This window comes from Dapis hubbardiae BLCC-M172 (assembly GCF_050016015.1).
Taxonomy (GTDB): domain Bacteria; phylum Cyanobacteriota; class Cyanobacteriia; order Cyanobacteriales; family Microcoleaceae; genus Trichodesmium.
This window is the reverse complement of the sequence record NZ_JBNHEQ010000337.1, coordinates 1-9,923: the sequence shown is the minus strand read 5'-3', so window position 1 is coordinate 9,923 and position 9,923 is coordinate 1. Positions and strand designations below refer to the sequence as shown.

Below are 9,923 nucleotides of genomic sequence, written 5' to 3'. Positions count from 1 at the left end.
TACTCTCTTTTTCTACCTTTGGTTCACTTGGAGTCTTACCTGCTGCACCAGTTGTCGGAGTTGTTGGTGTTGCTGGTGTTGATACTTTACTCTCTTTTTCTACCTTTGGTTCACTTGGAGTCTTACCTGCTGCACCAGTTGTTGGAGTTCCTAATGATGGTGATGCTGAGATTTTCCTCTCTTTTTCTACCTTTGGTTCAGTTGAAGTCTTAGCTGCTGCACCAGTAGTTGGAGTTGTCTGAGTTGTCTGAGTTGAGACTTTACTCTCTTTTGCTACCTTTGGTTCAGTTGGAGTCTTAGATGCTGTACCAGTAGTTGGAGTTGTTGGAGTTGTCTGAGTTGAGACTTTACTCTCTTTTGCTACCTTTGGTTCTGCTGGAGTCTTAGATGCTGTACCAGTAGTTGGAGTTGTTGGAGTTGTCTGAGTTACTGGTGTTGAAACTTTACTCTCTTTTTCTACCTTTGGTTCAGTTGGAGTCTTACCTGCTGCACCAGTAGTTGGAGTTGTCGGAGTTGAAACTTTACTCTCTTTTGCTACCTTTGGTTCTGCTGGAGTCTTACCTGCTGCACCAGTAGTTGGAGTTACTGGTGTGGAAACTTTACTCTCTTTTTCTACCTTTGGTTCTGCTGGAGTCTTAGATGCTGTACCAGTAGTTGGAGTTTTCGGAGTAGTTGGAGTTACTGGTGTGGAAACTTTACTCTCTTTTTCTACCTTTGGTTCTGCTGGAGTCTTAGATGCTGTACCAGTAGTTGGAGTTTTCGGAGTAGTTGGAGTTACTGGTGTGGAAACTTTACTCTCTTTTTCTACCTTTGGTTCAGTTGAAGTCTTAGCTGCTGTACCAGTAGTTGGAGTTTTCGGAGTTACTGGTGTTGAAATTTTTGTCTCTTTGTTCTCTGTTACTTGTTTTTGTTCAGGTGGTTTTGTTGTCTTAGTTTCTTCTTTTGATAAAGCAGGAGATTTTGCAACTGCTGTTTCTACCACACCACTAACTTCACTCTTATTAGGAGTAGTTTCTACTTTCTTAGTTTCCTCAATTTCCTGACCTAAAGATTTTTTGAACCGTAATACATCAAAACCCTTTTGATGCAGCAGTAACCACGACTGAATTAAATCTGGTCCTTGCATAGCACCTGTTAAGGATGCTCTTAGCGATCGCATCACAATCCCTTTCTTAACCTTAACCTTCTGAGTAACTTTTTTAATAGTTTGCTGTGCATCATTCGCTCCTAGAGGTACATCAGCATTTATCATTTCTAGAAGAGAATTAATAGATTTAACAGAATCTTCATTCTGCATTTGCTTTGTTGCTGCTTCATCTAGTTCTACAGTAGGAGAGAAGAATAACTTACTCATTTCCACTGCATCTGTCAGACGAGTCAAACTAGGTCCTATTAATGCGGTTAGTTGTTCTAACCAAGAGCGATCGCCTTTAGGATCTAATTCATACCCTGCTTTTTGCCAGATGGGAATTAATTTATCTGTCAGTTGTTCTACTGGTAAATTATGTAAATATTGACTGTTTATCCAATCCAACTTATCCCAGTCAAACTTAGCTCCTGCTTTATTCACCCTGGCAAAACTAAACTTTTCTCCTGCTTCTGTTAGGGTAAATATTTCTTGCGTTGCATCTGGAGGTGTCCACCCAAGCAAACACATATAATTTGCTAGTGCTTCGGGAGTAAAACCCAATTCTTGAAAATCAGAAATTGAAGTTACTCCATCCCGTTTTGACAATTTTCGTCCTTCTTTATTCAGAATTAAAGGTGTATGACCAAATTCTGGCATTTTCCCTTCTAAAGCTTCATAAAGTAATATTTGTTTAGCTGTATTAGCAATATGGTCTTCACCCCGAATCACATGGGTAATTTTCATATCCATATCATCTACTACCACTGCCATATTGTAGAGGGGTTGTCCTACTTTCCCTCCTCCTGCAGCACGGGAAATGACCATATCTCCACCTAAGTCACTTCCTTTCCAAGTTACTTTCCCCCGGACCATATCATTCCAGGTAATTATCCGGTCATCATCTATTTTGAAGCGAATTACAGCTTGCCTTCCTTCTGCTTCAAAAGCTGCTTGTTGTTTTGCCGTGAGGTTGCGGTGACGGTTGTCGTAGCGGGGTGCTTCTTTTCTGGCTTTCTGAGCTTCCCGCATTTCCTCTAGTTCTGCTGCTGTACAATAACAGCGATAGGCTAATCCTTTGTCTAGTAAATCTTGAGTTGCTTTCTGGTATAGTTCTAGACGTTGGGACTGATAAGATGGTCCTTCATCCCACTCTAATCCTAACCAAGTTAGTCCCTCTGTAATATTTTTAGTATATTCTGGACGGGAGCGCTCTAAATCTGTATCTTCTATTCTGAGGATAAATTTTCCTTTCTGGTTTTTTGCAAATAACCAGTTAAATACAGCAGTTCTGGCTGTACCGATATGTAAATTTCCTGTTGGGCTTGGGGCCAAACGAACTCTAACACTCATATCAATTTCTATTTTAGTTTTTTGTTTTTAGATTTTATTCTACTTCTGGTTAAATCTGAGAAGATATTTATATTTACCAGAGTGATGTAAAAATCTCTAATTTTGATACTGACTTGATTTCCTACTTTTACCATAAAAATTAGGCATTCATCAAACAGTAATATTGATGAGATTTGTTATGAGTGTTAAGTTATCTATTGTACGGGACTGACGGGGCTCGAACCCGCAACTTCTGCCGTGACAGGGCAGTGCTCTAACCAATTGAACTACAGTCCCTTGTTTTTCAAGCCATATATTATTATGGCGCGTTCTATTTTATTTGTCAAGCATTTCTCTAATTTTTTTTTGAATCTTTCTGTTCGTTTTAGCCAAAACTTTTACTATATAAGGCTTTAAGAGTTTCATTTTTTTTGATTTAGGATTAGAAGATAAATCTTTCCATACTTTTTCTTTCACTTTTGACTTTTGATTTTTGATTTTGAAGGCTAGAGATTAGTGCTGAAAATGAGAACCTGAGTCACTTGTAGGTGGTTAAAATTATTATCACTGACTAAGATGAGCGATCGCCGACCATCTGCCAAGATTGGGCCAAAGGTCATTCCTTCAATATTGTCTGAAATTAATTCTAGATTGCTCAAATCTAACAGTAATTCTTTTTGTACCGGAGAAATATTAGTCAATTGAGTATTTAAACTATTAATTTGTTGAATATTATCTGCATCTGACAAATCAACTTTAAATAGTTTAATCACATTTCCAGTGTCTAGAGAAAAAGACCTTTCTAGACTTAAAAGATGAGTATCATCTAAGGCTATTAGTTCTACTAAACCATTAGTTTTCAAACCACCTAAATTATTAGATGTAGAAGTAATAGCTTCTGTGATATATAGAAATTCTTTTACTGGCTGACCTTTAATTAAATCATACTTTAAGATTCGACAAGGACTACCAGTAGAAATATTTGCTGCTGCCCCATCTTGAACTAAAGCATTTTCTGTGGCAGTGAAGAGATATTTTTGGCTAGGAGTAATAGTTAAATTTTCCAATGCCATATTATTTCTAATTCCACTGTCAGCTTGTATAAGAAACTTTTCCGGAATTGGCAAATTTTGTAGTTGTTTACCTGCTAGAGAAAATTCTCTAATAAATGGTTGTATTTGACGTTCTCTATCTCCTTCAGAAGAGATAAATAAATTAGTGCCAGTAAAAGTAATTCCTTCTGGATCAAGAGTCAAAGGAGGAAATGATTTACCTGTTTCATTTAATAAAGTTGTGACATCTATAAAAGTTACAGTTTCCTCTGAAATTTTATCTGCCTCTAGGTCAATTTTTAGAGTATAAAATCTGGCTGGTGCTTTACTACTACGGTCATCAGAAATTGCGTAATAAATTTGTTGATCTGGATTATAAGTTATGCCAGAAAGTCCGCCTACTTCTGTATTTTTAAATGTTAAACCTGTGGGAAAATTTACCTCTCCTAAAAAAGTGATTTGAGGAATAGTTGCTTGAGTCATTGACTTAATAACTATGGCTGTAATTCCCAGAATAACTAAACAAGTAACGAAGGTGAAAATCAACGATATAAATATTTGATTTTTTTTCTTGTTCATATTTCCTAATTATTATAGTAATCGTAAATTATTTGTGAAAAAAATGTAGGGGTTTGGTCTCCCAACCCATTGCTATAGTTGCAGTACATTTGAACCATAAAATATCAATAACATTCAAATAAAAAACTAGTTTTCTAAGTGCTGTTGTTATACCTCATAATACCAATGATCAAAAACTTTGCTATACTTGGATTTTATATTTCTAAATACTATTTATTGACGTAATTGAATTTTTAGCTAACCTCTGTGATTTCTCCAGTTATTTTTACCGAAATATTGTGGTTTAAAGCCTCCCCTTTTAAGGGGATAATAAATAAAAATTTTCCTGTTCGTCAATCCTCTTCTTTTCAAGGAGAGGTAATTCGCGCATTCTAAACTCTAAATTCTTGAACACCTTCCAAACGTATAATTACCGAATAATTATTAATTTTTAATTGCTGAATTTTGAGAAATGGTATAACAAGGAAAAGCATTTTTATTAATGGATAATGGATAATGAATAATGGATAATTACCTCTTGAAAAATTGATAATGAACAATGGATAATGGATAATTATTAATTAATTATTAGGAGAGGCTTTAAACCGGATTGATTAATTATCAATTATCAATTCGTAAGTGACACTTCAATTATTAAGTAATATCATGTTTGCTAGTATCGTTTGTATGAAAATTGGGGAAATATTTACCTTATGTAAGGTTTTTCCTTTTCTTCTTTCTTCTTTCTTCTTCCTTACCTTCTCGCTTGCAATACCGATGCTACTGGACATGATATAATTAATAAGGCTAAATAATCTTGGGATTTGGAAACCAAACCCCTACAATAAAATATTACAACTTACAAGCTATTTAGGATTGCTATAACTAATAGCGTGTTAATTATTCTTATATTTATTACTCCACTACTCCCCTACTCCCCTACTCCCTACTGCCTCCTCTCTACTCCCTCTTCTAAAAATTTTGACAACCATTCTTTAATATAATAAGTAGCATAACAATCATCTTCATTGTAAATAACAATTGCATCTAACAAAGAGCGATCGCCACTTCTCAACCATTCCTCATACCAACAAACAGATTGAGCGCCATTAGCTTCAGGATTTCGCCATTCAAAACCTAACCAACGAGCAATATTTTTCAGGGCATAACTTTCGATAGGTAATGTAATATTTTTAGTTACAATTTGATGAATATCCACAAATCTTTTTAATAATGGTTTCCACTTGTATGTCGGAGTTTTATAGAGTTTAGCTAATCTTTTTACAGTTTGAATTTCATATTCACAGAAGTGATAAATTGGAGCAATAGGATATTTCCAAACTAAGTCTAAAAATTGATGCCATATTAATTCCTCATCTAGAGGATTTTCGGCTAATTGAACATAAAATTTTTCTGTATTGTAGCGTTTATCAACTACTAAAACACCATGTAAATAATCTAGGTTAATGTCTGGTTTAGCTTCAATATCAAAATATAATTCTACAGGTGCATTAACTAACTTAGTTGATGGATAATAAGCAATTGGTAAAGTTTGAGTATCTAGTTCTCCGGTAAATTTTCCATTTCTTAGAATCACCTTATTTTCCCAGACAGATTTAGCTTGTTGCACAACTTGTATTCCGACTCCATCAATAAATTCAGGGTAACTTTCTAAATCATTAGGATTAGCTTGAGCAAGAGATTCTAAAGTTGTTAAATTCAAGCTCTTCAATACAGCATATCTATTAGAAGTAACTCCCGGCAAAAGAGATAAATGTTTTTGAGTTTCAGCAACAGCATGACAACTATTATACCAAGTACAAATATTACATTTTTGACGGGAGATAAATACTTCTGGTTCTAGAGAATTTTGTAACATATCAATTAACTCAGAAATAGTTTCCTGCATTTGCGGAATTCGCTGTTCTAAATTAACTTTATATAACCCTTTTTTTCGGAGAATTAACCAAGCAGTTTCCGGCAAAACTTCTTGAATACTCTCTAATATTTGAGCATGGAAAGCAGCAACTATTTGATACTCTAATTTCGGACGTTTGCTTAACTTAATATCCGTAGGAATATAAACCCAATCTCCAAAGCGAGAATATCCTGGTTGTTTAATTAATAAATCTGGATGACTAACAAAATTAATCTCTGGAAAATTCCCACTATAAATTTGATTTTGTGGAGGTGATTTTATGGCAGATTCCTGAATCATTAATACTCCCTTGTAAATAACATCAACACCTTCTGCCATTAATAGTTCTGTAGCTTTCGCCCCTGCAATTAAATTTCCGTGAGGATAATCCGGCTTTTGATAATTGTAATTATTGACAATACTAGACCTAAATTCAGAACTGTCTCTAATTAATTTCAGCAGAAAATCACTAGGAGATTCTTGTTGTCTAAAATCTCCATAAACATCTAAAAATGCTTTTCTGGGACAGCGTTGGTAAGAAAGTAGCTGAGAGTCAGTTATAAACATTAATTATTTAGTTAGTCAGTCATTTCAGTTAACAGTTAGCCTCCTATCGGAGGAACTGCGTTAACAGTTATCAGTATTTTAAATCTGAATTAGAATTAAATGAGAGGTTTGACATCTGATTTGCTTGTCAAAAATATACAGTGACACAGATAAATATTTATATCTATTTTACTTTGATCCACTGGTTATTTCAGTTATCAGTACCTCTACCTAAATCTAAAGGCTTGAAATAATGAAATTTATTCTTTTCATCCCCTTAAAAGGGGAGGCTTTAGACTTCTTTTTTTGGTTAAATAAAAATCAAAGAAAAAAGAGTAAATATTTAAGTGCTTATGCAAAATTAATTACACATTTTATTATATATCTCCAATCTTATCCATAAATTATCAATTCTTTTTCCCTATTCCCTATTCCCTGTTCTCTGTTCCCTATCTCAACTAGAAAATTCCTAAAAGCACAACTACTTATAATTATAAAATAATCAAATATCAAAAAAATTAACTTGAAAATAAAAATGTTAAAAAGAACACAAAATCCGTCTCCAACTCACCACCTTACGGTGCTTTATATTGCCGGACTCAGTGTAATTGCAGGGTTATTTGTATTTGAAAAAATGATAGTAAAAAAAGCCCTAGAATATCAGTTTACCAGTTCTCGGGTAATTAATATTGCAGGTCGTCAAAGAATGCTGAGTCAAAAACTCAGCAAAGCTTCATTAGCTCTCAAGTTTACTGCCAACCCAGAAATAAAAAAACAACGTCAAGAAGAACTAAAAGATGTTGTGCAGTTATTCCAACGTTCCCATGAAGGACTACAGTGGGGAGATTCAGAGTTAGGATTACCTGCTAATAAGAATAGCCCTAAAGTAAAACAAATGTTTGCTGAGATGGACGAATATTATCAACCAATAGTCGAGGCGGCTAAAGGTTTACTAATAGCTATAAACTCAGATTCAGAACAGAAAAATATTAGTCCTTTTGTAGAAAAAATTCTGGAAAATGAGGCAAAATTTCTCCCACGAATGAATGAAATTGTCTTCCAATATGATGATGAGGCCCAAAAAAAAGTTCAGCAAGCTAGACAGACCGAAAATTTATTATTGATAGTGGCTCTATTACTACTTTTGTCAGAGGGACTCTTTGTATTTCGACCTGCAGTGAAACAGGTTAAACTGTATATTCAAAAACTGGCCCAATCCCAGAAAGAAACCGCTCAGATAGCAACAGAATTAGAAGAAAAAAATCAGCAATTAGATACGGCCTTAAAAGAAGCTCAATCAGTAGCCAAGCTCAAATCAGAATTTGTGGCCAATATGAGTCATGAAATACGCACCCCAATGAATGGAGTAATTGGGATGACAAGTCTACTGTTAGATACTGCTCTAGATCCTAAACAACGAAACTTTGTCGAAATTATCCGTGATAGTGGTGATAATTTGCTGGTTATTATTAATGATATTCTCGACTTCTCAAAAATTGATGCTAATAAGTTAGAGTTAGAAAACCAAGCTTTTGACTTGCGAGAATGTATAGAATCTTGTTTAGATCTGCTAGTTCCTCAAGCTACAGAGAAAGAACTAGAATTAGCCTATATTATGGATGATTCTACTCCCTCTACAATTGTGGGGGATGTGACTCGCTTGCGTCAAATTATAGTTAATATAGTCAGTAATGCGGTAAAATTTACTAACTCTGGAGAAGTAGTAATAAGTGTCACTGCTGAAGAAATTAACTCCGATAATTCTCAATCTCCTACCCACCAAATCCATTTTGCTGTTAGAGATACTGGTATTGGTATTCCACCAGAAGGTTTGAAGCGACTTTTTCAATCTTTTTCTCAAGTAGACTCTTCCACTACTCGTAAATATGGAGGTACTGGTTTAGGTTTAGCCATTAGTCAGCGACTATGTGAAATGATGGGCGGACAAATGTGGGTAGAAAGTGGGGGAAATGTGGGAGGAAATGCTGTTGTTACGAATCAAAATAATTTGCTTTCTCAAGATTCTGCTACTGTAGGTTCAATATTTCACTTTACAATTTTAACTACAACTGCTCCCAGTATTCCTAAAGCTTATCAAAATCCTCAGCCTCAACTTACTGGTAAACGAGTATTAATAGTTGATGATAATCCTACTAATCGACTCATTTTAAAAATACAAACTAAAAAGTGGAATATGATTTCTACAGAAGCAGAGAGTGGAGCAGAAACTATAGAGTTGCTGAGGAAAGGCAGAAAATTCGATCTCGCTATTTTAGATATGCAAATGCCAGAAATGGATGGTCTTACTTTGGCTGCTGAAATTCGTAAGTTGGCAAAACTGAAAACACTTCCGCTGGTGATGCTAAGTTCAGTAGGTGATGTGAAAGGTGATGCTATGGGAAATTTCCAAGCTTGGCTAAATAAACCGATAAAACCCAATGAATTGTACGACGTACTGATGAAAATTTTGTCTAACCAGCAAATTAGGATTAGAAATCAAGTTCAGATAGATATTAATCAGAATCTGGCGAAACAACTGCCTTTAAGAATTTTAGTTGCTGAAGATAATGTTGTGAATCAAAAGGTCGCATTGTCGATGTTGGAGCAGATGGGTTATCGCGCTGATGTAGTTAATAATGGTCTGGAAGCTTTGACAGCTTTGGAGCAAATACCTTATGATTTGGTTTTGATGGATGTACAAATGCCAGAAATGGGAGGTTTGGAGGCAACAAAACATATCTATGAAAAGTATGGCAAAGAGTTAGACAAAAGACCTGTTATTGTGGCGATGACTGCTGGAGCTATGGAGGGCGATCGCGACATTTGCATGAAAACTGGTATGGATGATTATATTAGTAAGCCAGTCAAAATGGAAGCTTTGCAGCAGGTGTTGGCAAATTGGGGAACAAGAATTTTGGCAAATAAAAATTCAGATTTAGAAGTACCTCTGGAAACATTCGAGTTTGTTTCTAACTCCTCCCCTGCAAACTTAAGTAATATTTCTACCGATATTCTAGTAGACTGGAAAGTCCTCGCCAATATTCGTAAACACCTACAAAAAGATGATGAACGAGATGTAGTAGGAAAATTGATTGATTTGTTTCTTGAGGATACTTCACAACTGTTAGCAACAATGAAAAAAGCTATTGAGGAATTTGACGCTGAAACTTTACAATTAACTGCTCACAATTTAAAGGGAAGTTGTGGAAATTTGGGAATTGTAGGTATGGAGAAAACTTCTGCGTCTCTGGAGAAAAAAGCTAAACTTGGTTTAATAGTTGAAGCAGAAAAACTGTTAATTAAATTAGAAAATGAGTTTGTTCTGACTCAAGCTGAATTACAGCGCTTTTCAGTTGAGTAAACCACAAAACTTTTGTAGGAGTCAGGAGTC

5 protein-coding genes and 1 tRNA gene are annotated in these 9,923 nt (G+C 35.1%); 1 reads left to right on the top strand and 5 read right to left on the bottom strand.

What is annotated here, in order from left to right; all coding sequences use genetic code 11:
* The 5 genes from gltX to ACP6PK_RS31040 all read right to left on the bottom strand — a co-directional run.
* Positions 1 to 2,479 (bottom strand): glutamate--tRNA ligase (gltX, locus tag ACP6PK_RS31060; protein WP_426565571.1); only part of this gene is annotated, 2,479 nt, incomplete at its 3' end.
* A gap of 202 nt (positions 2,480 to 2,681) precedes the next feature.
* Positions 2,682 to 2,755, bottom strand: a tRNA-Asp gene (locus tag ACP6PK_RS31055).
* A gap of 39 nt (positions 2,756 to 2,794) precedes the next feature.
* Positions 2,795 to 2,935 carry a hypothetical protein gene (locus ACP6PK_RS31050; protein ID WP_168186497.1) on the bottom strand — a complete coding sequence of 47 codons (141 nt, stop codon included), beginning with the start codon at positions 2,933 to 2,935 and terminating at the stop codon, positions 2,795 to 2,797.
* A gap of 29 nt (positions 2,936 to 2,964) precedes the next feature.
* Positions 2,965 to 4,089, bottom strand: a complete 1,125-nt coding sequence (locus ACP6PK_RS31045; protein WP_426565569.1) for an esterase-like activity of phytase family protein — start codon at positions 4,087 to 4,089, stop codon at positions 2,965 to 2,967.
* A 925-nt stretch (positions 4,090 to 5,014) separates the two neighbouring features.
* Positions 5,015 to 6,553, bottom strand: a complete 1,539-nt coding sequence (locus ACP6PK_RS31040) for a TM0106 family RecB-like putative nuclease (RefSeq protein ID WP_426565567.1) — start codon at positions 6,551 to 6,553, stop codon at positions 5,015 to 5,017.
* Positions 6,554 to 7,067: 514 nt separating this feature from the next.
* On the opposite strand from ACP6PK_RS31040, the gene ACP6PK_RS31035 reads away from it, so the two are divergent.
* On the top strand, positions 7,068 to 9,893 hold the full coding sequence (locus ACP6PK_RS31035; protein ID WP_426565565.1) for a response regulator: 2,826 nt from the start codon (positions 7,068 to 7,070) through the stop codon (positions 9,891 to 9,893).
* Positions 9,894 to 9,923 lie beyond the last annotated feature (30 nt).

Coding starts and splice junctions, on each gene's coding strand:
- ACP6PK_RS31045 (WP_426565569.1), bottom strand. CDS start 4,089: ATGAACAAGAAAAAAAATCAAATATTTATATCGTTGATTTTCACCTTC.
- ACP6PK_RS31040 (WP_426565567.1), bottom strand. CDS start 6,553: ATGTTTATAACTGACTCTCAGCTACTTTCTTACCAACGCTGTCCCAGA.
- ACP6PK_RS31035 (WP_426565565.1), top strand. CDS start 7,068: ATGTTAAAAAGAACACAAAATCCGTCTCCAACTCACCACCTTACGGTG.